Source organism: Daejeonella sp. (genome assembly GCF_044348475.1).
Taxonomy (GTDB): Bacteria; Bacteroidota; Bacteroidia; order Sphingobacteriales; family Sphingobacteriaceae; genus Daejeonella.
The window spans coordinates 140,274-163,930 of record NZ_JBIKSU010000002.1; the positions used below are offsets into that span (position 1 = coordinate 140,274).

Annotated in this window: 20 protein-coding genes; 4 read left to right on the forward strand and 16 right to left on the reverse strand. The window is 35.4% G+C overall.

Annotated features, from left to right (window positions below; translation table 11 throughout):
• Position 1 precedes the first annotated feature (1 nt).
• On the forward strand, positions 2–841 hold the full coding sequence (locus ACIQZ6_RS01495; protein WP_395807488.1) for an aminotransferase class IV: 840 nt from the start codon (positions 2–4) through the stop codon (positions 839–841).
• Between the two features lie 8 nt (positions 842–849).
• Here the strand turns inward: ACIQZ6_RS01495 and fmt are convergent, their stop codons facing one another.
• On the reverse strand, positions 850–1,764 hold the full coding sequence (gene fmt / locus ACIQZ6_RS01500; RefSeq protein ID WP_395807490.1) for a methionyl-tRNA formyltransferase: 915 nt from the start codon (positions 1,762–1,764) through the stop codon (positions 850–852).
• Positions 1,765–1,966: 202 nt separating this feature from the next.
• On the reverse strand, positions 1,967–3,229 hold the full coding sequence (locus ACIQZ6_RS01505; protein WP_395807492.1) for an exo-beta-N-acetylmuramidase NamZ domain-containing protein: 1,263 nt from the start codon (positions 3,227–3,229) through the stop codon (positions 1,967–1,969).
• A gap of 110 nt (positions 3,230–3,339) precedes the next feature.
• Between ACIQZ6_RS01505 and ACIQZ6_RS01510 the strand changes: the two genes are divergently transcribed.
• Entirely contained in the window at positions 3,340–4,560 is a 1,221-nt protein-coding gene (locus ACIQZ6_RS01510; RefSeq protein WP_395807494.1) for an ABC transporter permease, read from the forward strand.
• 59 nt (positions 4,561–4,619) lie between these two features.
• On the opposite strand, the gene mazG is transcribed toward ACIQZ6_RS01510, so the two are convergent.
• From mazG to ACIQZ6_RS01530, 4 genes are all read right to left on the reverse strand, one after another.
• Positions 4,620–5,429, reverse strand: a complete 810-nt coding sequence (mazG, locus tag ACIQZ6_RS01515) for a nucleoside triphosphate pyrophosphohydrolase (protein ID WP_395807496.1) — start codon at positions 5,427–5,429, stop codon at positions 4,620–4,622.
• Positions 5,430–5,469: 40 nt separating this feature from the next.
• Positions 5,470–6,144: a tRNA (5-methylaminomethyl-2-thiouridine)(34)-methyltransferase MnmD gene (gene mnmD, locus ACIQZ6_RS01520; protein WP_395807498.1), complete on the reverse strand. Its 675-nt coding sequence runs from the start codon at positions 6,142–6,144 to the stop codon at positions 5,470–5,472.
• Positions 6,145–6,160: 16 nt separating this feature from the next.
• Positions 6,161–6,658: a rhodanese-like domain-containing protein gene (locus ACIQZ6_RS01525; protein ID WP_395807500.1), complete on the reverse strand. Its 498-nt coding sequence runs from the start codon at positions 6,656–6,658 to the stop codon at positions 6,161–6,163.
• A 161-nt stretch (positions 6,659–6,819) separates the two neighbouring features.
• Positions 6,820–8,865: a M13 family metallopeptidase gene (locus tag ACIQZ6_RS01530; protein WP_395807502.1), complete on the reverse strand. Its 2,046-nt coding sequence runs from the start codon at positions 8,863–8,865 to the stop codon at positions 6,820–6,822.
• Between the two features lie 332 nt (positions 8,866–9,197).
• Between ACIQZ6_RS01530 and ACIQZ6_RS01535 the strand changes: the two genes are divergently transcribed.
• Complete coding sequence (locus tag ACIQZ6_RS01535; RefSeq protein ID WP_395807504.1) at positions 9,198–11,837, forward strand: valine--tRNA ligase; 2,640 nt, start codon at positions 9,198–9,200, stop codon at positions 11,835–11,837.
• A 62-nt stretch (positions 11,838–11,899) separates the two neighbouring features.
• Here ACIQZ6_RS01535 and ACIQZ6_RS01540 read toward each other — a convergent pair whose 3' ends face one another.
• From ACIQZ6_RS01540 to ACIQZ6_RS01560, 5 genes are all read right to left on the reverse strand, one after another.
• The gene (locus tag ACIQZ6_RS01540) at positions 11,900–12,748 is read right to left on the reverse strand and encodes an arsenite methyltransferase (RefSeq protein ID WP_395807506.1); all 849 of its coding nucleotides are present in this window, start codon (positions 12,746–12,748) and stop codon (positions 11,900–11,902) included.
• Positions 12,749–12,799: 51 nt separating this feature from the next.
• On the reverse strand, positions 12,800–13,129 hold the full coding sequence (locus ACIQZ6_RS01545) for an ArsR/SmtB family transcription factor (protein WP_395807508.1): 330 nt from the start codon (positions 13,127–13,129) through the stop codon (positions 12,800–12,802).
• A gap of 89 nt (positions 13,130–13,218) precedes the next feature.
• Positions 13,219–15,594 (reverse strand): response regulator, encoded by a 2,376-nt coding sequence (locus tag ACIQZ6_RS01550; RefSeq protein ID WP_395807510.1) that lies wholly within the window; start codon positions 15,592–15,594, stop codon positions 13,219–13,221.
• Positions 15,595–15,741: 147 nt separating this feature from the next.
• Positions 15,742–16,479: an acyl-CoA desaturase gene (locus ACIQZ6_RS01555; RefSeq protein WP_395807512.1), complete on the reverse strand. Its 738-nt coding sequence runs from the start codon at positions 16,477–16,479 to the stop codon at positions 15,742–15,744.
• Positions 16,480–16,657: 178 nt separating this feature from the next.
• Complete coding sequence (locus ACIQZ6_RS01560; protein WP_395807514.1) at positions 16,658–17,110, reverse strand: type I restriction enzyme HsdR N-terminal domain-containing protein; 453 nt, start codon at positions 17,108–17,110, stop codon at positions 16,658–16,660.
• A 112-nt stretch (positions 17,111–17,222) separates the two neighbouring features.
• Between ACIQZ6_RS01560 and holA the strand changes: the two genes are divergently transcribed.
• A complete protein-coding gene (gene holA, locus ACIQZ6_RS01565; protein ID WP_395807516.1) occupies positions 17,223–18,254 on the forward strand; it encodes a DNA polymerase III subunit delta in 1,032 nt (343 codons plus the stop codon).
• A 140-nt stretch (positions 18,255–18,394) separates the two neighbouring features.
• Here holA and ACIQZ6_RS01570 read toward each other — a convergent pair whose 3' ends face one another.
• The 5 genes from ACIQZ6_RS01570 to ACIQZ6_RS01590 all read right to left on the reverse strand — a co-directional run.
• Positions 18,395–19,312 (reverse strand): hypothetical protein, encoded by a 918-nt coding sequence (locus ACIQZ6_RS01570; RefSeq protein WP_395807518.1) that lies wholly within the window; start codon positions 19,310–19,312, stop codon positions 18,395–18,397.
• Positions 19,313–19,521: 209 nt separating this feature from the next.
• A complete protein-coding gene (locus tag ACIQZ6_RS01575) occupies positions 19,522–20,439 on the reverse strand; it encodes an alpha/beta hydrolase (RefSeq protein ID WP_395807520.1) in 918 nt (305 codons plus the stop codon).
• A 135-nt stretch (positions 20,440–20,574) separates the two neighbouring features.
• Positions 20,575–22,764: a penicillin acylase family protein gene (locus tag ACIQZ6_RS01580; protein ID WP_395807521.1), complete on the reverse strand. Its 2,190-nt coding sequence runs from the start codon at positions 22,762–22,764 to the stop codon at positions 20,575–20,577.
• A 367-nt stretch (positions 22,765–23,131) separates the two neighbouring features.
• Positions 23,132–23,317 (reverse strand): JAB domain-containing protein, encoded by a 186-nt coding sequence (locus tag ACIQZ6_RS01585; protein ID WP_395807523.1) that lies wholly within the window; start codon positions 23,315–23,317, stop codon positions 23,132–23,134.
• A partial coding sequence (locus ACIQZ6_RS01590) for a JAB domain-containing protein (RefSeq protein ID WP_395807525.1) occupies positions 23,307–23,657 on the reverse strand: 351 nt, incomplete at its 5' end. The genes ACIQZ6_RS01585 and ACIQZ6_RS01590, both read right to left, overlap by 11 nt.

Here is a 23,657-nt window from a genome sequence, read left to right on the forward strand (position 1 = left end):
AATGGTTAAGCAGTTCATTAATTTTAATGGAAGTATTATTTCATCTGATCATCAGATATTTACTGTCAGTAACCGTGGTTTTAGGTATGGCGATGGGCTTTTTGAATCGATGAGGTATATGAATGGTCAATTGAAATTTCCAGATCTTCATATTGACAGGGTACTAAAGGGAATGAAAATTCTTAAATTAGAGAATAGCTTTCATTTAGATTCATGGTTTTTACGAGAAAAAGTTGAAGAGCTTGCCCGAAGAAATAAAATTGGACCTGATGCAAGATTCAGACTAACTGTATTTCGTGATTCAGGTGGTTTATATAGTCCGGAGTCAAATAAAATGGCCTACGTACTGGAGTGCCAAAGTATGGATGAAAGTCAGTATACATTCAACAATAAAGGTCTTATTATAGACGTATATGATGAATTGACGAAATCGGTTAATATACTTTCTAATCTTAAAACTTGTAATTCTCTGATCTATGTTCTTGCTGGTATTTTTAAAAACCAGTATAAATTGGATGAAGTAATGATCTTAAATCAACATGGATTCTTATGTGAGTCAATCAGTAGTAATGTATTTGTGGTATATGACAAAAAGTTATATACTCCATCTTTAAATGAAGGTTGTATAGGGGGTGTGATGAGACAGGTAGTTATGCGTTTAGCAATAGAAAATGGGATAGAGCTAATTGAAGCACAAGTAAATCCGGATATTTTAAATGAAGCGGATGAGGTATTTATTACCAATGCAGCAAAAGGTATTCAGTGGGTGATGGGATATAATAGCAAACGATATTTTAATGAAATGTCAAAATTTCTGAGTGAAAAATTGAATCTGCTTTAAATATTCTACTATAAGCGTATACCTCTTAAAAATTCATCGGTTTTCATTTTCTTTTTACCTTCCAATTGCAGTTCTTGAATAGAAATAAAGCCATCGGCACAGGCAAATTGAAGAGTTGCTTTATGATCGGTTTGAAAACTTCCCGGTTCTAATGCATGGTTTGAATAGTTTACCTCGGCTTGAAAGATCTTCAATGTTTTTCCTTGGAAAAGACAAAAGGCAGCAGGATAGGGGCTGAGCCCCCTAATATGGTTATATATGGTCATAGCCGGTTGATTCCAGTTGATCTGGCAATCTTCCCTGAAAATTTTAGGAGCTGATTTTAAAGACTCTCCTATTTTAATATCCTGTGGAATTTCTTTATAATCACTTAATTCAATTGCTTTTACTGTTTTTACAAGGAGTTTTGCACCAATAATCATTAATTTATCATGCAGATCAGCAGCTGTATCCTTTTCCTCGATATTTACCTTCTCCGAAAATAAAATATCGCCAGTATCAATCTCTTGCTTCAGGAAAAATGTACTTACGCCGCTTTCTTTTTCACCATTGATGATAGCCCAGTTTATGGGGGCAGCACCTCTATATTGCGGGAGAAGAGATCCATGAAGATTTATAGTGCCCTTTGCAGGCATATTCCATACAATTTCTGGTAACATTCTGAAGGCAACCACTACCTGAAGGTCTGCATGTAATGATCGTAATTCTTGGATGAATTCAGGATCCTTTAATTTTACAGGCTGGAGTATTTTTAGTCCCTTTTCAACTGCAAATTGCTTTACTGCAGACTCATTAATCTTTTGACCCCTGCCTGCTGGTTTATCTGGAGCTGTTATGACTCCAACTAGGTCAAAGCCTGCGTCCAATAGCGCATTCAGAGATGCTACAGCAAAATCGGGGGTACCCATGAATACTATTTTCATATTGAGATGTGAGGTATGAGATATGAGATGTGAGATGTGAGATTTGAGATTTGAGATTTGAGATGTGAGATTTGAGATATGAGATTTGAGATATGATTATTCCCTGCCTCATACTTCCGGCTTCCGACCTCAGACCTCCTACCTCTTACTTCCTACCTCTTACTTCCTGCCTCCTACCTCATACTTCTTACTCCCTTTCCTATTAATACAGTAAATACTTTTTCCTCATTAACTTATATTTTGATAAGCCAGGTTCCCAGCTTTGGCGGATCTCTTGTTCTGATTTTCCGGCAATGATTTGCTGTTTCAGGTCATATGTGCCTGCAAGTTTGTCGAAATTGCCCATTTGATTACTCTGCTTAAAGTCAAAGAATTTATCTTTATATGGGTATGCATTATACAATTCGATTAACCAGCTCAAATTAATTTTACCTTCTTTTCGGATCTTATTGATGTTGTATTGGCGTAGATCTATTCCATAGCATTCTTTATTCATATGTAAGGGAGTTTCGCTCATGCCTTTAATACCTTTAGGAACAAACGAAAATTTATACTTCCCTTTTAGGTCAGGATTTCCCAGAATTGTGAATGGAAAATAGGTACCGCGGCCTTGGCTGATAATAGTTCCTTCAAATAAACAAAGGGATGGATACAATAAAATAGACTGTGCAGTATTCAAATTAGGTGATGGCTTAACCGGTAATATATAAGGCATAGTATGATTATAATTGGCATTCTTGATCACCTTAATTTTGCACTTTACCTTATTTGCAAGCCACTCTTCGCCATTTAACATCTGAGCATATTCAGCAATTGTAAGCCCATGTGTAATAGGAATAGGGTTTATTCCAATCCCTGACTTCAATTTCGGATCCAGGATGGGTCCATCAACATAAAAACCATTAGGGTTTGGACGATCCAGGATAAGTAACTCTTTATTATTGTCTGCACAAGCTTCCATGACATGTTGAAGTGTGTTTATATAGGTATAAAACCTAACCCCAACATCTTGGATGTCATAAATCATCAGATCTATATCTGCAAGATCTTCTTTGGTTGGTTTATTATGTTTGCCATATAATGATATTGCCGGTATGCCTGTTTTTGCATCAAAGCTATCATCAACGTGAATTCCTGCACTTGCATCGCCGCGAAAACCATGTTCAGGGCCAAATATTTTAACTATTTTAACACCTAGAGCTAATAAACTATCTACAACTGTAGTACTTCCAATAACAGAAGTTGGATTAACAACCATTCCTATCCGTTTTCCTTTCAGATAAGGAAGATAAAGTTCTGTTTGTTCTGCTCCGGTACGTAGTTTGCCACGAACTTTGTCAATGCTTTCAATTTTAATATTTCTAGGATCAGGAACCGGATTTCTGCCTGTTTGTATCTGCTGTGCTGATAATTTGAAGGCAATTAATGTAACTACGGCTATAAATAAATATCTAAAACGGAACATGATAGTGTTGGATTAAATCAAGTAAAAATGAACCTTTATGGCTAATTGTTTCTGAAACGAAATTAAAAAAAATGCATCTTTGCTAAGGTACAAAAAAAACCATTTCAGGATTGAATTTACCTTTTTTCATCGCAAAGCGCATTACGTTTAACTCTAAACGTACTTTTTCAAAGCTAATTGTGCGTATCGCAATTCTTGGAATTATGCTTGGCCTTGCCGTAATGATTTTGGCCGTAGCTATCGTCAAAGGCTTTAAATCTGAAATTAGAGAAAAAGTTAGGGGTTTTTCTGGAGATATTCAGATTGCTAAACTTGACCTGAATACCTCTTACGAAAACACTCCATTTAGTATTTCAGATTCTGAGTTCAAAAAAATTAGAACAATATCAGGGATTTCATTTATACAGCCATTTGCTACAAAGCCAGGCATTATCAATGCGGGTGATGAAGCCGAAGGGGTTGTATTTAAAGGGCTTGATCAATCGTATAACTGGGAATATTTTAAAAAGATACTTGTTGCAGGCAATGTGATTGATTTTTCAGATTCTGTTAAATCACGGTCCCAGATATTGATCTCTAAATATACTGCCGATAGGCTAAATTTGAAAGTAGGGGATGACTTCCTGATGTATTTTATTGAAAATTCGCTGAAAAAAAGAAAATTTGAAATTGCAGGCATCTATGAACTTGGCGTTGAAGAGGTTGATAAAATCTTTGTGATTGGGGATCTGGAATTGATCAGAAGTCTTAACAATTGGCAACCTTCACAGGTTGGTGGTTATGAGTTAGGAGTTAAGGATTTTAAAGATTTGGATATTGTTGAGAATAAGGTGTATGAAGACCTTGGGCTTGAGCTCAAATCCTATACGGTAAAGGAATATTATCCTACAATTTTTGAGTGGTTGTCTTTATTAGATGTGAATACTCAAGTAATCCTGGTCCTGATGATGCTAGTAGCGGTTATTAATATGATATCTGCTTTATTGATTATGATCCTAGAACGTACCAATATGATTGGTATATTAAAAGCATTAGGAAGTTCTAATTGGAATATCCGTAAAATATTTCTGTACAACGCCACCTACCTGATCGGAATTGGCTTGTTCAGTGGAAATGTACTGGGTGTCGGATTAGGTCTTTTCCAATATTATACCCACTTTTTCACCTTGGATCAGTCTTCTTACTATATGAGTTTTGTTCCGGTGCAACTAGAAATTAAGGACATTCTTTTACTGAATGCAGGCACCTTGCTTATTAGTTTAATGGTACTTCTTATTCCTTCATTGCTGGTTGCCAGAATTTTACCACTTAAGGCAATTCGATTTAAATAATTTTAGATCTTATTAATCGAAAACAGAAATTTTACTGTTGAATTATTTATAGAAAATTTTTAATTGTTTTTTGCCTCATTCCAGAAAATATCCATTTCTGTTAAAGTCATATCCTTTAGGTTTTTACCTAACTCCTTAGCCTTACTTTCAAGGTATTGAAACCGTTTGATGAATTTTTTATTGGTCTTTTCAAGTGCATCTTCCGGATTTATATCAATGAACCGGGCGTAGTTTATCAAAGAAAAGAGCAAATCTCCAAATTCAGCCTCGGCCTTCTCCTTGTCAATTGCCGTGTTTTCAACCGTGTTAAACTCATCCCTGAATTCTCTTAATTCTTCCTCAACTTTATCCCATACTTGCGATTTTTCTTCCCAATCAAAACCTACTCCACGGGCTTTTTCCTGAATTCTTGATGCCTTGATCAACGCTGGTAATGAAAGGGGAACACCTTCCAATACGGATTGGTTACCCTCTTTTAATTTAAGCTGCTCCCAATTTCGTTTTACATCTAGCTCATTTTCTACTATCACATCACTATATATATGCGGATGACGATGAATGAGCTTTTCACAAATCCCGTTAAGTACATCCACTATATTAAAATCTTCGGTTTCTGATGCAATACGGCTATAAAAAACAAGATGGAGCATAATATCTCCTAGTTCTTTTTTTATCTCGTCTTTATTTCCTTCAAGAATTGAATCAGAAAGTTCATAGGTTTCTTCGATGGTTAGATGCCTGAGCGTTTCCATGGTCTGCTTTTTATCCCATGGGCATTGCTCCCTAAGCGTATTCATAATCGTTAAAAGGCGTTCGAATGCTGATGCAGGATTGCTTCCTACAGGCGGAATAGTATTTGGAGCTGGCATGATATGGAAATATTTCAGGTAAAAATAGGGTTTTTGTTTTTTACAATTTGACGGCTCTAAGCATTTCCCGCTTTCCTGCAGCTCCTGGGGCTTTTTCAATTGAGAAACCGAGGCTCTTCATGGTTCTTTTTAGTTCTCCTGTGATTGCATAGCTTACAAATACTCCACCCGGTTTTACAAATTTGCTTATTTGATTTAGCGATTCCGAATTCCACATTTCTGGTTGGTGAACTGCAGCAAAGGCATCGAAGTAAATCACATCAAATAGTTGTTGGGATTTGAAATTAAGTAATTTTTCAGGGGCAATTTCGAGCAAACAAGCATCGTTTATTTGGGTCATGCCATTCAGTGCGGCTGAATAATTAATGAGGAATGAGTCCCATAATTTTTCTGATATATATTCATTATATCCTGTATTAGCGATCATACTCTGCTTGAGTGGAAAAGCTTCTATTCCGGTATAATTTAATTGAATCTGGTTTTTTATACAATAATTGGCTGTAACTAAAAAATTTAAGCCCGTTCCGAAACCAACTTCCAGGATGGATGCTTTTTTTTCTGCATTTCGTTCCAGGTAATAATTGAGCCCTGAATTTAAAAACACATGTTCACTTTCCTGTAATGCTCCGTGTCGGGAATGATAATTCTCACCTACTTGTTCATTGAAAATAGTTTTTGAACCGTCTGAGGTCATTACAAAGCTTAAGTGATCCATATAAAGTGTACTAGTGTTAATTAACTTTTGTTCCTCGGCTTAGCCATCGGCTCCAGGATTCAGAATAGGTATGGATTTCAGAGGTTTGAACGCCATTTTTTTTGTAAACAGGCTTACCCTGGTTTACCCATTCAAACAGGCTGCCGTATAGATTATACACGTTTTTATATCCGGCTTCTAATAGTTTTTTACCAATTTTTTCGCTCCTCATTCCAACAGAGCAATACAATGCAATTGTGGCACTCATTGGAATATCATATACTGATCGCATATCAAACCAGAAATATCCAACATGGCGTGCGTTTTTTATGTGGCTAACATTGAATTCTTCTTCTTCACGAGTATCCAAAATGTAAACTTCTTTTTTGTTTAACTTAATCAGATCTTCTACAGATATCAGTGGAACGCGGTGTTCATACAAGCTATCCAGCATTAATTTAAATTCTTGGTTTTTTATCTGTGCTTGAAGTTCGAAAACCGAAAAGCATAAAATGATCAGGAAGTACTTATACATTTTCTTTTTGTATTATCATTTCATGGATTAATCAGACACTACAAATTAAACTTAAATTTCATCGGTTTCTTTGAAATAATAAAAACTTATTTGTGCAAATTAATGTAAAAAGCCCTTTGCTTAACCTAAACAAAGGGCTTTTATAAACTATTTTAATGATTTTACCAGATTCTGATTCGGTCTTCAGGTTTTTTATAGAGTTTATTTCCTGGTTTAATATCGAAGGCATTATACCATGCATCCATATTAACAGGTGCACCAATGGTGCGATATGGTCCTGGAGAATGGGTGTCAGTTACGATCAACTGTGCCGCAGATTCATTCAGTATATTGCCTTTCCAAACCTGTGCCCATGAAAGGAAAAATCGCTGATCAGGAGTAAATCCATCAATTTTTCCAGTACTTTGACCTTGCTTAGTCATTTTAAAGGCTTCATATGCGGCATTTAATCCGCCAAGATCGCCAATGTTTTCACCTAGTGTAAGTTTTCCGTTTACATGAATAGTATCCAAGACTGTATATGCATCAAATTGTTCTTGTAATGCTGTAGCTTTTACTTTAAAACGTGCACGGTCTTCATCAGTCCACCAGTTACGTAATGTACCGTCTTTATCGTATTGACTTCCAGAATCATCAAATCCATGTGATATTTCATGGCCGATCACAGCTCCAATTCCACCGTAGTTCACTGCATCGTCGGCATTCGGGTCAAAGAATGGGAATTGAAGAATTCCAGCTGGGAATACAATTTCATTGTTAACGGGATTGTAATAGGCATTTACTGTTGGAGGAGTCATACCCCAGCGGCTTTTATCTACCGGTTTTCCAAGTTGCTTAACCATTTCGGTATATCCCCATTCACTTGCATTTCTGAGATTTTGAAAGAATGATCCCCTTTTGATCTCAAGGCCTTCGTATTCTTTCCATTTATCAGGGTATGCAATTTTTGGAGTAAATGCATATAATTTATCCAATGCTTTTTGTTTGGTTACATCGGTCATCCAATCCAGATTTTTGATCCGTATTTCATAAGCTTTTACCAGGTTGCTCACCAATTCTTGCATTCTTGCTTTTGCCTCAGGTTTAAAATGTTTTTTAACATAGATCTGACCAAGAAGATCTCCTACAGTGCCATCAGTTAATGATGACATACGCTGCCAGCGCGGTGTTTGAATCTTTTGACCGGTAAGAATTTGAGTAAAAGCAAAATTTGCATTCACGAACTCAGAACTTAGATAAGGTGCTGAAGTTTTGAGTACATTCCATTTTAAATAAGTTTTAAGATCGTTTACAGGTGTTGTACTAAGTAATCCATTTAATGCAGTGAAGAATTTAGGAGAGTTTACTAAAACCGTATCCTGTCCACTTACTTTCATTAATGACATTAAGCTTTGCCAGTTCAAATTTGAAGTGGTTTTGCTGAATTCAGTTACTGAGAACTTATTATAGGTTTTATAAGGATCACGCATTTCAACCCTGCTCATTTGTGCTGATGCAAGTGTCTTTTCTAGGTTAAAAATTGTTTCAGCTGCTTTTTCAGCTTCTGCAGGGGATGATCCTGAAAGGCTGAACAAACTGGCTATATAATTTTTATAAGATTTTTGAATGATCAGACTCCTTGCGTCACTCTTTAGGTAATAATCACGGTCTGGAAGAGTTGTACCACCCTGACTTAACTGAGGAACAATATTTTTTACGTATTTTCTATCTTGTCCGACACTAAACCCGAAAAATGGAGAACCGCCACCATAGGTACGCATGCTTGCAGCATGATTAATTATCCCATTCAGATCAGAAATTTGATTGAGTTTCTCAAGATCTGGTTTGATAGGAGAATAACCTAATTTTTCAATAGTTAAACTATCCATGCCAGCCATATAGAAATCGCCTACTCGTTTTTCAACTGATCCGGCTACTGCTTTTTTGTTATCTGCCGATTCGGCCAGAATTGTTTTTACAGCAGTAATATTAAAGTCACGCAGCAGATTAAAACTGCCCCATCTAGTTTCTTTTGGAGGAACAGGATTATTCTTGATCCAAGTGCCGCTTGCAAAATTATAAAAATCATCGCCTGGATTTTTAGTAAGATCCATACTCGATTTGTCAATGAATACAGGCTTTTTGACAGGTTTTGAGTCATGCTGGGCATATGCCTGCATATTAAATAGGCATAGTCCTGCTAAAAAAAATAGTTTAATGGAATTCATGGTTCAATAATTATTGGTTAATAATAAAAATAAAAATAAGGCTTAATAACGAAAAGAAAAGAATAGAATTTTGCCAAATTACTTATTGAACCATGAAATCAGGCACCTTAATCTTAAAAACGCAAAAATTTAGAAAAATGAGAGGTTCTAATTCAAATTTTATGATCTAGTAATACGAATCGTTCCATAGTAAAATTAGCGTTAGACAAAAAATATAATATCATGGAAAGCAAAAATGCAATAAAACCAAAAATGTGAAAATACAGATAGACTCTATTCAAAAAATACCTCTCAAAAATGTACTTTTACACTTATAAATTTCCTTTTGGCAAATGAGCATTCCTAAAACATATAATCCGAGAGAAACAGAGGATAAGTGGTATTCATACTGGTTGGATAAAAAGTTCTTCCGTTCGGTTCCTGATGAGCGTGAACCTTATACTATTGTAATACCTCCACCGAATGTTACTGGAGTCTTGCATATGGGTCATATGTTGAATAATACTATTCAGGATGTATTGATTCGCAGGGCGCGTATGCAAGGAAAAAATGCCTGTTGGATACCGGGTACAGACCATGCATCGATTGCTACAGAGGCTAAAGTAGTAGCGATGCTGAAGGAAAAGGGAATTGAGAAAAAGGATGTAAGCCGAGAAGAATTTTTGAAGTTCGCCTATGAATGGAAAGACAAATATGGTGGCATTATTCTGAAGCAATTAGAGAAACTTGGTGCTTCTTGTGACTGGGACAGAACACGTTTCACCATGGAGGAAGATTTATCAGAAGCTGTTATCGATACGTTTATTCATTTATATAAAAAAGGATGGATTTACCGTGGTATTCGGATGGTGAACTGGGATCCTAAAGGTAAAACTGCAGTTTCTGATGAAGAGGTTATCCGTAAAGAAGTTAATCAGAAATTATACTACATCCGCTACGAAGTAAAACATCAGGCCACAGATTCTAAATCATATTTGACCATTGCAACCACCCGGCCTGAAACGATCATGGCCGATACAGCAATTTGTATCAATCCTAACGATACCAGATTTAATCATCTGAAAGGGAAATCTGTATTTATACCTTTAATAAACAGAGAAATACCTGTAATTGAGGATGAATATGTAGATATGGAATTTGGTACTGGTTGTCTAAAAGTTACACCAGCCCATGATTTGAATGATTATGAACTTGGGGTAAAACATAAGCTACAAGTCATTGATATTTTAAATGATGATGGTACCTTAAATGAGAATGCTCAGATTTTGGTAGGAGAGGATCGTTTTACTGCCCGTAAGATGATCAGTAAAATGCTTGAAGAGGCTGGTAGTTTGGAAAAAGTGGAGGATTATAAATCACAGATTGGTTTTTCTGAGCGAACAGATGCTGCCATTGAGCCAAAGCTTTCTATGCAGTGGTTTTGTAAAATGTCAGAAATGTCTGAACCAGCCTTGAATTATGTATTGAATGGAGAGGTAAAGCTGATCCCTGAAAAGTTCATCAATACCTATAAACATTGGATGGAGAATGTCAAAGATTGGTGTATTAGTAGGCAGTTATGGTGGGGCCAAAGGATACCGGCTTGGTACAATTTAAAAGGAGAGTGGGTTGTAGCCAGAACAAGAGAGGAAGCTGTTTTAGAGTTTAATAATCAGTTTCCTGAATCTGATTCACATGATATCAGGCAAGACGATGATGTTGTTGATACTTGGTTTTCATCCTGGCTTTGGCCAATTTCTGTTTTTGATGGTTTTAAAGACCCTGATAATGCAGATATCAATTATTATTATCCAACCAATGACCTAGTTACCGCTCCTGAAATACTTTTCTTTTGGGTGGCAAGAATGATCATGGCTGGCCATGAATTTAGAGGAAAGGCACCTTTTAAAAACGTTTATCTCACAGGTATTGTGCGCGATAAACAAGGTAGAAAAATGTCAAAGTCACTGGGTAATTCACCTGATCCAATAGATCTGATTGAAAGATATGGTGCTGATGGAGTGCGGGTGGGGATGCTTTTATGCTCTCCTGCAGGAAATGACTTGATGTTTGATGAAAGCTATTGTGAACAGGGTCGTAATTTTGCCAATAAGGTATGGAATGCCTTTAGGCTTGTGAAAGGCTGGGAAGTAGATGAAAGCCTGCCAAACACGAATCAGCAGGCTATTAACTGGTTCGATTCTGCATTTAATCAGGCTATTCTTGAGATTGAAGAAAATTACAGACAATACCGGCTTTCAGATTCATTAATGGGAATCTATAAATTGGTTTGGGATGATTTCTGTGCCTGGTACCTTGAAATGATCAAGCCAGTTTATCAGCAGCCGATTGATTCAAAAACCTATCATGTTACCATAGAATATTTTGAGCGGATATTGAAATTGCTTCATCCTTTTATGCCTTTTTTAACAGAAGAATTGTGGCATGATGACCTTTTTGTTGAACGCCAAGAACTAGATTGCTGTATTGTTGCTCCTTATCCTGTTGCAGGAAAGGTAAATACCACGCTTTTAAATGACATAGATCTTGTTAAACTAGTGGTTTCTGAAATCAGAAATATTAGAAATGCAAAGCAAATATCTCCTAAAGAAGCCTTGCCATTAAGCATAAGAGTTAATTCTTCTATTAAGTATGATGATTATTTGTCTATAATATTCAAACTTGCCAATATCAGTTCCTCTCAATTTGTAAAGGAACCCGTTTCTGGTGCAAGTGCTTTCATGGCAGGTAAAGATGAATTCTTTATTTCTCTAGAAAATAACATTGATGTAGATTCAGAAAGAGATCGGCTTGGAAAGGAAATTGATTATCAGAATGGCTTTCTTAGATCAGTTGAGGCTAAATTATCGAATGAACGATTTATTCAAAATGCTAAAGAAGAAGTTGTTGAAAATGAGCGACGCAAAAAAGAAGATGCTCTTTCAAAACTGAAAATCCTGGAGGCTGCACTTAAGTCACTTTCTGATCTTTAATCTAATCAAACACAGGTTTTTAAAATCTGCGTTTGATTATCTAAAAATACGATTAATTGTAGTTAGCAACACCCTCCGCCCGGCGTACATGTTGAGGCAATATCAGCTGGCTTTTGAGCAAAAACACTGATGCTTAAAATGCCTGTTTGGCTAGATTTAAACGTTAAAATTTCATCTTTATTCAAATATTTTAGCAGAATATCATCTGGTATAATGATCGCTTTTTCTTTTTGAATCTGAAGATTTTTGAAGCCATTGATCTGGATCAATTCAAGATAGGTGTCTTTCTGAATAGCTCCAGAAACGCAACCTGCGTACATTTCAGCAGCATTTTTGATTTTTTGTGGCAGGTCTCCTGTTAATACCACATCCGAAATACTGAAGTGTCCACCAGGTTTTAAAACCCTGAAAATTTCTTTGAATACATTATTCTTGTTTGGTACAAGGTTTAATACACAATTACTGACCACCACGTCAGCACTATTAGTAGTAATAGGAATATGTTCAATATCTCCATGACGGAATTCTACATTATTGTATCCAAGGTTCTCTGCATTTGTTCTAGCCTTAGCAATCATTGCTTCAGTAAAATCAATACCAATCACTTTTCCGCTTTCGCCTGTTTCTGCGCGGGCTACAAAGCAGTCGTTTCCAGCTCCTGAACCAAGGTCTATTACTACATCGCCTTTCTTAATCATCGCAAACTGGGTAGGTAAACCACAACCCAATCCAAGATCTGCATCTGCATTGTAACCTTCCAAATGGCTATAATTATCTGTCATGATGTTGTAAACCTCTGTGCTGCATCCACCAGAACCACAGCATGAGCTTTCATTGGTTTGCTTATCCTGTAAGGCAATTTCACTATATTTTTGTCTTACCAGTTCTTTGATTTCAGCTTCAGTTTTCATAGGTGATGTGTTTATTAATTGTAATATTACGATGTTACTATTCAAAAAATTTTAACAACAGTTTATTGCCGGCTTGAATGATGAAAAGAAACCGCTGGTTTCTTTTTCGAGCATTTCCCAGGTTGTAGGGTTAATGCAATAACATACACTTACTCCATCTATTGTGCCCTGAATTAAACCTGCATTTTTTAGTTCTTTAAGATGCTGTGATATGGTTGCTTGAGCTAGGCCGAGTTCATCAACTAGATCGCCGCATATACAGGTGTTACTCTTCATTAATTCTTGTAATATGGCAATACGTGCCGGATGAGCTAGGGCCTTTAGTAATTGAGCCAATTGATTTTGCTCAGTCGAGAATATTTCAGATTTAGTTAGGCCCATAATTAATTGCAATATTACGATTAATTCTTTAAATTAACAACTAATAACTTTAAGTATTTATCGGTCTAAGCCATGTTTTTTTTATCGTATTAAATTTGACTTGCATTAATGGTATAACTCAATATTGTTTTACAAAGTTCATCGGGAACGAAAGGTTTTACTACAATTCCATTGATTCCATTTTTTTTAATATTTTCTTCTACTTCATTTTGAATACAAGCTGAAATTGCAATAATCGGTATGGTAATGTTTAGTTCTCTCATCTTTCTGCTTGACTCATAACCATCCATAACTGGCATATTAAGATCCATAAGAACAACACTATGACGTAGTGGATCAACCATTTCTAATGCTTCTAAGCCATTACATGCAATATCTACGATAGCTCCCAAATTTTCTAGCGTTTTTTTTGCTACTAAAATATTCATTGCATTATCTTCAACAACTAAGATTTTGTGACCAGCTAACTGCCTATTGTTTTCAAGAGTGCTAGTTGAATTAGAAACCGTTGAATTAGAATCCTGTAAACACTTTTCAAAAGTTTGTATAAAATAAAAATCGGAACCTTCGCCAAGTACACTTTCTAACTTAATGGAGATATTTTGTAATTCTAGAATTTTTTTACTGATGGTAAGACCTAAGCCTGTACCATCAAAGATTCTAGATGAGCTTGAATCTGCCTGTGTAAATAGTTCAAAAATTATTTTTTGCTTTTCTTCTGATATTCCTATTCCAGTATCCTTGATTCTGAATTCAATAGTAATTGTTTTTTCAGACTGTTCAAGTACAGTTAAACTAAGCGCTACAGATCCTTGATTCGTGAATTTAATACCATTGTTTATCAAGTTACTTAATACCTGTGTAATTCTTGTCACATCGCCTAAAACCTTGTTTTTAATAGTTTTATCGATATTTAGCTTTAGGTCAATGCCTTTATCAACTGCAAACTTGTTTAGTTCTTTAATTATTTTTTCTGATTCCAACTGAATGTCAATTTCGCTATGCTCAAAATTAAATTGTCCTGCTTCAATTATATTATTTTCTAATATATCATTGACTTTATGCAATAATTTATTTGCTGATAATTGCATTACATTGAGTTCTTCTATTTGGTCTTGCCTTGGATTTTCTTCTAGCAATAAATGACTCAATCCAATGATAGAATTTAATGGTGTCCTGATTTCATGACTTATTGTATTTAGAAATTCGCTTTTTATTCTTAAACCCTGTTCTGCTTCAAGTCTGGCTATTTTTAAAGCATATGCTATCTTATTTGACAGAATTAGTGATTGAAAAAAGAAAAATAAAATGATAAGAATGTAGAAAGTAGATGAGATAGGCAGTTTTAGATACCAAAGATAAACCTGTGACATAAAAAAGATTGAAATTACACTAATTGAACTAAGAAGTGCAAAAAAGGACCCAGCCCTTTTATTTTTAAATGCTTTAAAATAAACTACCGGGATATAGAGCGTAAGAACCAATACAACAAAAGCGAATGGATAAAGTAATTGGGTGAAGTAAAAAGGATCAAGAAATAAAACGATAGGAGTTAATACAAAGCATAGTGAAGATATTGTTAGAATAAGAAATTTATTAATGTCTTCCTTGAACAAAAAACGGGTATACAGCGAAAAGATTCCAATTGACAGGAATAATGTTAAATACTCTAATCTTAAGGTAAGATGCCAATCTATTCCAGGTAATAGGGTGTGAAGTATGTAATCTTCTACACCAATGATTCGGTAGATAACTACAAAACAAAACAAGGAAAAAAGCAACGTTGCAATTTCTTTCTTCACTAAAATATATATACCAAGAAAAAACAGACCGCCCATGAAAAGACAACCTGTTACAAATAAATTAATAGCTATTTTATTTGTTTTGTATTGAATAATGGAATGATGAGTGCCAATATATAGAGGCCTATTAATACCACCATTACTATGCGTGTAATTAGAAATATGAAGAACTATATTTAAGGTATCAACTCCTGTTTTTAAATCAATGTTTTTATACTCCGAATAGGGTACAAAATCTTTTTTACTGGTACTAACTTTCCCATTTTCTGCAACCTGTTCTCCATTAATAAAGAGTCGGTAAGAAGAAAACATAGATGGAATGGCAATACTTAAAGCTTGTTTAGTTTTTGGAAGAAGAACAGAAAGTTTATAACTAGCATATCCAAAAGCAGAAAGTTTTTTAATACCCTGCTTTTCAGTATTCCAAACCATTGGAAAATTAACAATTCTTCGATTCTTTAAATTTTCTTTTCCGGGACTTAATAGTTGATTCCAATAAAAAAACCATTCACCATTTAGTGTGATTTTTTGATTTAAGGAAGTATTACGTAGATCAAGAATTCCATTTTTAGCATTTGGAATAATGATTTTTTTGCTTTGAGATCCAAAACTGTCAAAATTGATAATCAGAAATAAAATAATAAGATATTTAACTGATTTCATTGATTATGTATTCTACATGGCAAAAAATTAGAATTAATAGTTGATTACGTATTTTTAAAAAAAAATGACGCAAAATAATATCAAAAAAACTAATTTAAATGTACGGGATAATTCAGATTGGAATAATCAAAATAAAGTTGATTTTAATCAACCTGCTTTTCTTAATTTTATAATTCCTACTAAATGCATGGTTTTCATTATAGGATAAACTGGGTCAAATTCAAACCATTTTTTCCCAAAATTGGCACTATTGGGATATTTATGGTGGTTGTTTTGGAATAATTCTCCAAGCATTAGTAAATCAAATGGAGTTGTGTTTTTTGATTTATCATTATTGTCAAAATTAGAATAGCCGTATTTATGACCACACCAATTTACAATAGCACCATGAAGTGGCCCCATCAGATAATGAATTGGGAGTAAAAGATAAAGCCATTCTGAGCCTGCAGGAACAAAAGCAATATAAAACCAAGTATATGCCGCTCCAAAAAGCAGTCTAGATACTATAGATGATCCAATTCTGTCAATCAAAGGCCATTCTGGATAATTGCCCAAAAAGCGAGCTTCCGGATCTTTTGTGCGATTTAGATGGTCTCTGAAAGTCAAGATTGTAGATTTCATTAACTGAAAAATATCTGTAAAGAAATGGGGTGAATGTGGGTCTTTTTCGGTGTCACTATAAGCATGGTGTTCACGATGCATCAGTGCATACGCACGCGGGTTTAAGAACGATGCGCCTTCAAAGATATAAGCCATTAGGTAAATTATCCGTTCCCATGTTTTACTCATGGTAAACATCCTGTGGGAAGCATATCGGTGCTGAAAAAAGGTTTGAAAAAACAGAGATAGGAACCAATGGGCAACAAAAAAGATTAAAATAGCCATATAATTTTCAAATGGTTAAACACTAGTAATGGCCATCTTTTACAATGAATTTAGAACGAGTGAAATTTTGTTATAATCCTGCTTAAATCAATTTAAGCAAACTTTATCATAAATATAGTTTATTCAATTGAATTTGAAGAATTCCTTTTGATCAAGAGCTGAAATTTAATTCAAATTTTCAGGCATACTGGGGTAACTCTTCAACAAAACGATAACTTTCTTTTTTGAAGTCAATTTCACAGCAAAAATGCTGTAAGCCATTGCTTACAAGGAGCCATTGCACACGGTGTATGAAATTATATCTTGCAATCTGATCAAAAGTGTCTTGACTGATTTTTACAGAGGGTGCCTTGCATTCAACCAGTACTATTTTATTGCCCGAGTTATTATAAATCAGAATGTCTGACCGTTTCTGTAGACTATTTAATTTTAAGCCTCCCTCTAGCTTTATGAGTGAACGCGGATAGTTCTTTTCTTGAACAAGAAATTGTACCAAATGCTGCCTGACCCATTCTTCTGGGGTTAGTACCAAGAATTTTTTCCTGATTTCATCAAAAATATAGGTCGTATCTCCTTCTTCTTTGATCCGGATAGGATAGGACGGTAGATTTAAAGGTATGGGTTCAAACATTTCTGTAAATTTCACAAAATCATTCTAATTTGCATAATACCCTTAATTATATTTTAATACCTACATTCTATCCTATAAAGATTTACAATATTTTGTAATTTTGAAGACCAAAATGGATATCAACGACCTTATTAAAGATCTCAAAAACCGGAAGTTTAAACCGGTGTACCTGCTGCATGGCGAGGAGTCTTATTATATAGATAAGGTCAGTAATTTTATTGAAGAAAATGTACTTAATGATGCTGAAAAAGGCTTCAATCAAAGTATTTTTTATGGTAAAGACTCGGATATCATGAGCATTTTAAATGCTGCCAAGCGTTATCCGATGATGAGTGAATATCAGGTTATACTCGTTAAGGAAGCTCAGGAATTGAAGTGGGGAAAAGATGGCGATGACGATAAAAAATTAGCGGATCCTTTATTAAGCTATTTTGAGAATCCTCTTCAAAGTACTATTCTGGTATTTTGTTTTAGAAATGGCAAGTTTGATAAACGTAAAAAGACGTATAAAGCCATAGAGAAAACAGGAATTGTATTTGAATCAGCTACTCTTAATGATAATAAGGTTTCAGCATGGATTGAAAGTTTTGTTCATCAGAAGGGATATAAAATTCAACCCCAGGCCTCGGTACTCATGGCAGAATACTTAGGCAATGATCTCTCCAAAGTTTCTAATGAGCTTGAAAAGCTGATGCTTAACGTAAAAGCCGGCCAAGAGATCAATACAGATGATGTACAAAACAATATTGGGATCAGTAAGGAGTATAATGTATTTGAACTTCAAAACGCAATAGCCCGAAAAGATGCATTTAAAGCCAATCAGATCATTAATTATTTCGCTGAAAATCCAAAGAATAATCCTATTTTCTTATTGCTTGGAAACCTTAATTCCTATTTTGGTAAGATTCTCAAAGTGCATTATGCTACTGATCGATCACCACAGGGGCTTGCACGAGAGCTGGGAGTTTCACCCTATTTTGTAAAGGATTTTGAAAATGCTGCTAGGAGCCATAGCAAGGAAAAAGTATTTCGTATAATCAGCTATCTTCGAGAATGTGATATGAAAAGTAAGGGTGTAGATGCAAGCGCAAATACAGAACAAGGTGAACTGATGAAAGAGCTTTTGTTTAAGATCATCCACTAATGGTCTAGTAAATTTTATATAACCTAAATAGCTCAATACCGATTTTCTTTGTCTTTTTATTACCCTTGGCGGGGGTGTTTTTTGAGCAATTTGAGATGTTGCATTGAAGTTAAATCATCGAAGCTAGGTTCCCGATATGTTTATTTTTTCCCAATCACATGTAAATTAATAAGGCTGGAATGTGGCAAGCCTAATGTATTTCCAGGTTGAATAGCTAGGGTGTTGCGGAGGTAAATGTCTATTATGCCTTTAGCCACCTTTGTTTTAGTTTCTAGAAATTCAGGTTCAACGGCAACAAGGAAATTTTTGAAATGCATTTTTCCATTATGATCAACTACTACCGAAAATGAATACTGAAAATTCTGATAAGCTTTCTCAATATTGATGCGGTATTCAGGATATAGATATTCCTCTGATCGATTTACATGCCCTAAATAGGGGTCAAGAGTGGGTTTAATCTTTTCTACCCTCGTAATTCTGCTCTTGCTATTTAGCACAACCGGATTTCTTGCAGCAAATGCACTATCTAGATTACTATTAGCCTGTATAGCCCGGTATTTTATAAAAAGCGAGTCTTCGCTACTGGGAGCTTTTAACTTGGCGGCATCTTTTTTAATTACATTTTTAATGTATTCATCTGAATACAGCTTCATGTAGATAGTGGATTGATCTTCATTAACCACTCTTGATTCCAAGGCCATTACCTGCAAAAGAATACTGTCTTTGCTGACATGTTTCACTCTGAACCATTCGCGGGCGAACTGAAATAGGGCCTTATGGCTATGGAAGATACGGTAGGTCATGTATTGTTTCTTCTCCGGGCTGAAGATTTTGACCGAATCGTCGGCATTAAAGTAAATATTCCATTCTGGTTCTAGCTGAAAACCCTGTTCATTGAATGAGAGTCCGTTTTGAAATGAACGTCTTACCTCAGTATACTTTATTCCCTTAATTGCAGTGAATGTAGGTACTGGATCCTCGTTAATAGTGGTTAAATAATAACAGGAACTAAAAAGTGAAACTGCGAAAAATAATAGTAGCAGAGATAAAGATTTCATTGGGGCTGAAATTATGAAAAATACGGGGGATGCCTGCGCATCCTTTTAATTTCTTTTTTATTTAAGGATATGATCCTTAGCTGAATAGGAAATTCTTTAAAAATAACCAGCGACTTTAATTGTAAGCACTTGTACTTTATCGTTTTTAGTATCTCAGTTATGGATATTGATCGTAATTTTTGAAAAATTAATTTATATAAATAATTAATTTATAATAAGTTAATTGAATTCATCCAATTCTTCAGATTCAGCATATACTTATCTTTAGTGGTTTTATTATTCATCCCAAAGCCATGACCACCACGTGGATAAATAATCATATTACTATAGATCTTTTGTTTTAATAGCGCCTCATAATAAGATATGCTATTTGCAACGGGTACGGCTAAATCATCGCCAGCATGGACTAAAAATGCAGGAGGTGTTTGTTCAGTTACAAGCAGTTCATTTGAAAATTTTTGCAAGGTTTCAAGTGGCTGAATTTTGCCCAGTAAATTCATTCGGCTTCCTTTATGTGTGATGCCATCCATAAAACTAATAACCGGATAAATAAGTACAGAGAAATCTGGACGTAGAGAAGTTTGCTTCGGATTTTGGATCAATTGTTCAGTGAATCGGGTCGAAGCGCTTGCCGCCAAATGACCGCCGGCAGAGAATCCCATGATTCCAATTTTTGTTCCATCAACATTAAATTGCTGCGCATTTTCTCTTACCAGTTGAATCGCTCTTTGTGCATCCTGCAAGGGTCCGATAGATTTATCTACCATGATCGAATCGTCAGGCAAACGGTATTTTAATACAAAGGCAGTAATACCCATCTCGTTAAATGCTTTTGCAACCTCAGTACCCTCATGCGAAGCTGCCAATATGCCGTATCCGCCTCCAGGGCAAATAATTACGGCAGAGCGCTTTTCTGATTGTTTTTCAGGTGTATACACCGTAAGTGTAGGAACAGATACTTTGCTAATACGAAATATTCCAGCCGCGTCTGTAGCTGATTTTTCTTTATTGGCTGATGGTTTACTATTGGGAATTTCTCCTTCATACAATGGTAAAACCGTTTGTGCATTCATTGAATGGGTATATAGCATGCTTATAGAACAAAATAGTAGTGTTAAAACTCTCATATTGATTTATTAAAATCTGTTAAATGCGTTTTGGATATTTATACAGGTTCAAGGTATTAAAAACCATCATTCTAAACTATAAATTCCTGAGATCTTTTATATAGAAAACAGTAGCTATTGACAAATTAAAATCATTTATTTTTCTTCACCTGGGTGATAGTTGGATTTGGCTCTTTTTAGAACATCTTCACGATAAAAAGCTACAGTTTTAAATTCTTGATCTGCATAGCGCTGCATTTGATCATCAAAATGTGCCGATTGAGGATCTGCACTTTGTCCGCCTGCTAACATTGATTTTGCTTTCACCTTATCCCCGAATTCTACAACGGCAACGAAACTATTACCAGATGTTCCATATTGACGTTTTGTATTTTTACCAAACCTAGTCCCGAATGAGGCTAGTGCACCCCATTCTCCAGATGCCATCCCTACAGGAATGCTCGGAGCTACATCATTAAATTCCTGATTAATATCTCCATTAATGCGCTGGTAACGATTGAATTCTCCCCAAGCTGTATTTACCGAACCGAAATCATTTTTTAGAGCCTCAAGACTTGCTTTTAATATTTCTAAACGTTCTTTAATTGGCGAGGTAGAACTTATGTAGTTCACTTTTTCTGTAAAATTAAGCCCGCCGGGTATCTTTCCTGATTTAGTATAACTATTCAGATAATATTGACTGATTGTCATTGCTGCAGATGTTTTGGAAGTTCTAAAGTCCCATTTTCTCACTAATTCAAAAGCAGTAATCAAGTCTGCCGTGACATTTTGCTCAGAATCAAATGCTTTCAGGAGTCCTTTGATGAGCTCTTCGGCACCGGGTAGGTATGGATCATAAGCTAATGTAATCAGCTTGTCTAGGGTTAGATCTTTCGCTTTACTTAATAACGAAATGGCATGAATTCCTCGGTAGTTTTCAGGTGAGTAAGACATATAGTTCGGATAGTTTTCTTTTTTCGGACTGTATTTTCCGGCACTGGTAAAAGGTGTTGAATTACAGTTTTGGATCCATCCATTATCTGGGTTTAATAGAAATATATTGTCTTTGAGTTCATGCATGCCCTTCCAATCTGTATCGGGATTGCTTCCATCTACTGGTTTTTTGTAATCAAAACGGATATCTCTTTTAGGAATAAAGTTTCCATGGTAATAAGCAATATTTCCGTCAGCATCGGCATAAACCGTGTTATTGGATGAGTTAGTACGTATATCCATCATTTTATTGAACTCTCGATGGTTTGAGTTTTTTGTCCGTAAAAAAGACTGCTCCAAGGCTTTTACAGGATTCCACATCATGGCTGTGGCTACCCATTTATTGTTTGCTGCATAGGTTATTGGCCCATGATGCGTGCGGTAGGTAGTAAAGTTTTTTTCTTTGATTGTATTGCCTAATTTAAATTTTATGCTGACTTTATTGGAATCCATTACCCGAGATTCATTCCCGTATTTATAACGAATTCCTTCTTTGTTTTTAAAGATGATTTCTTCAAATTCGTCGATTATATCCACATCTGATGTGGTATGCATCCAGCCTGTTTTTTCGTTAAATCCCTGATACACAAAAAACTGTCCCCAGGTAACCGCTCCATAGGCATTCAATCCTTGTTCGCTCACCATATGAACTTCTCCTCTGAAAAAGAAAGAGGTATGTGGGTTAATTAAAAGCATGGCCTTGCCAGATTGGGTTAATTTGCCTGATATCGCAAAGCCATTCGAGCCCCTTGGTTCGGTATCTTTTAAAAGGATTGATCCGTTAAGGTTTCCACCAAGAATGGACGCATTTGTTTTATCATAAAATTCAGCAAGTTTTTTGAGTGATACTTTTTCTAAATCACCACCAATTGAACCTTCACTAAAAAACATAGGCATCCAAGGCTCAAAATGGGTTAATAATCGGGGTTTTACTTCTGGATGCTTTGCCAGATAGTAGTTTATGCCATCAGCAAATGCGACACATAATTCTTTTAGCCAGCTGGGACTTTTCTCAAAATTCGCTTCAGCCTCTTTTTGCGTCATATAAAGTTTAGCCCTGAGATCGCTATAAATGGCATTTTCGCCTTCAATTTCAGCAAGTCGCCCTATGGCTAGGATATAATTCCGTTCAACCCGATTGAAATCATCTTCGCATTGCGCGTAAAGTAGGCCAAAAACAGCGTTTGCATCGGTCTTGCCATAAATATGGGGAACCCCATATTCATCTCGAATAATTTCAGTATTGGAAACATGCTGCTGCCAGCGTTCATTTTCACTGAGGGTTTTGATATCTGTTGAAAGCGTGAAGCTAGTACAAATCAGAAAAATAAGGAGCAAGGCAATCCGGTTCATAGGCTAATATTGGTTTATAAATATAATGCTTTTGAATAAGGAGAGGAAGGTGAATGTGAAGCTTTACTTTAATTACATAAATCCCGTGGATTTCTTTTTTTTTTTGACTAAACATAATTTTTATGAACAATTAGTTAGTTAAGTTAGAACCTTTTAAATACAGTTGGGATAACGTCAATCAGGATGGACGTACTTCCTAGGATGGTGTGCCTAATGATCAGACAACAAATAATCTGTGAGAAATGAAACTATAGAAAATTGCATCTTTTTCTATAGTTTTTGTTCTTTCTATCACCAATTTTCATGTGTTTTTAAAGATCGTTTATGGCTGTAAACTTGAATAAAAGAGCGTAATTAATAATTTTATTTATAGCACTGCTTCATCAGCAAAGCTGTAATATCCTTCATTAGAGATGATGATGTGATTCAATAGTTCAATGTCTAGGATTTTTGCAGCCTGTCTGATTTTACTTGTAATCTGCTGATCAGCTTTTGATGGCTTTAGGCTTCCAGAGGGATGATTATGAGCTAATATCAGTCCTTTAGCAAGCATTTTTAAGGCTACAGCTTTTCAGTCTAACATCTGCAATAGTTCCTGTATTGCATCCTTTGGAAAGCTGATAAGAACCTAACACTCTGTTTGCTCTATTCAGATAAAGCACTACAAATTGTTCCTGCAGTGATATGGTATCTACTGGAAATAGACTTTTGAATATTTTGTATGCATTTTGAGAATTATTAATGGTAGTGGATGAGCTGTTAAAACCTGGTTTGTAGCTCACCTGTAGTCCGTATGTGTTTCCGTTCCTGTCTACGATCTCAAAATCGCCCTCTATCTTTACAGAACCGTTATGATGATTGGTAAGTTTTGTCTTTGATGTAATCTTTTTTTT

Coding starts and splice junctions, on each gene's coding strand:
- ACIQZ6_RS01505 (WP_395807492.1), bottom strand. CDS start 3,229: ATGTTCCGTTTTAGATATTTATTTATAGCCGTAGTTACATTAATTGCC.
- ACIQZ6_RS01575 (WP_395807520.1), bottom strand. CDS start 20,439: ATGAGAGTTTTAACACTACTATTTTGTTCTATAAGCATGCTATATACC.
- ACIQZ6_RS01580 (WP_395807521.1), bottom strand. CDS start 22,764: ATGAACCGGATTGCCTTGCTCCTTATTTTTCTGATTTGTACTAGCTTC.
- ACIQZ6_RS01585 (WP_395807523.1), bottom strand. CDS start 23,317: ATGCTTGCTAAAGGACTGATATTAGCTCATAATCATCCCTCTGGAAGC.
- ACIQZ6_RS01540 (WP_395807506.1), bottom strand. CDS start 12,748: ATGAAAACTGAAGCTGAAATCAAAGAACTGGTAAGACAAAAATATAGT.
- ACIQZ6_RS01525 (WP_395807500.1), bottom strand. CDS start 6,658: ATGTATAAGTACTTCCTGATCATTTTATGCTTTTCGGTTTTCGAACTT.
- ACIQZ6_RS01530 (WP_395807502.1), bottom strand. CDS start 8,865: ATGAATTCCATTAAACTATTTTTTTTAGCAGGACTATGCCTATTTAAT.
- ACIQZ6_RS01550 (WP_395807510.1), bottom strand. CDS start 15,594: ATGAAATCAGTTAAATATCTTATTATTTTATTTCTGATTATCAATTTT.
- ACIQZ6_RS01570 (WP_395807518.1), bottom strand. CDS start 19,312: ATGAAATCTTTATCTCTGCTACTATTATTTTTCGCAGTTTCACTTTTT.
- fmt (WP_395807490.1), bottom strand. CDS start 1,764: ATGAAAATAGTATTCATGGGTACCCCCGATTTTGCTGTAGCATCTCTG.
- ACIQZ6_RS01560 (WP_395807514.1), bottom strand. CDS start 17,110: ATGTTTGAACCCATACCTTTAAATCTACCGTCCTATCCTATCCGGATC.
- ACIQZ6_RS01535 (WP_395807504.1), top strand. CDS start 9,198: ATGAGCATTCCTAAAACATATAATCCGAGAGAAACAGAGGATAAGTGG.
- mazG (WP_395807496.1), bottom strand. CDS start 5,429: ATGCCAGCTCCAAATACTATTCCGCCTGTAGGAAGCAATCCTGCATCA.
- mnmD (WP_395807498.1), bottom strand. CDS start 6,144: ATGGATCACTTAAGCTTTGTAATGACCTCAGACGGTTCAAAAACTATT.
- ACIQZ6_RS01555 (WP_395807512.1), bottom strand. CDS start 16,479: ATGGCTATTTTAATCTTTTTTGTTGCCCATTGGTTCCTATCTCTGTTT.
- holA (WP_395807516.1), top strand. CDS start 17,223: ATGGATATCAACGACCTTATTAAAGATCTCAAAAACCGGAAGTTTAAA.
- ACIQZ6_RS01495 (WP_395807488.1), top strand. CDS start 2: ATGGTTAAGCAGTTCATTAATTTTAATGGAAGTATTATTTCATCTGAT.
- ACIQZ6_RS01545 (WP_395807508.1), bottom strand. CDS start 13,129: ATGGGCCTAACTAAATCTGAAATATTCTCGACTGAGCAAAATCAATTG.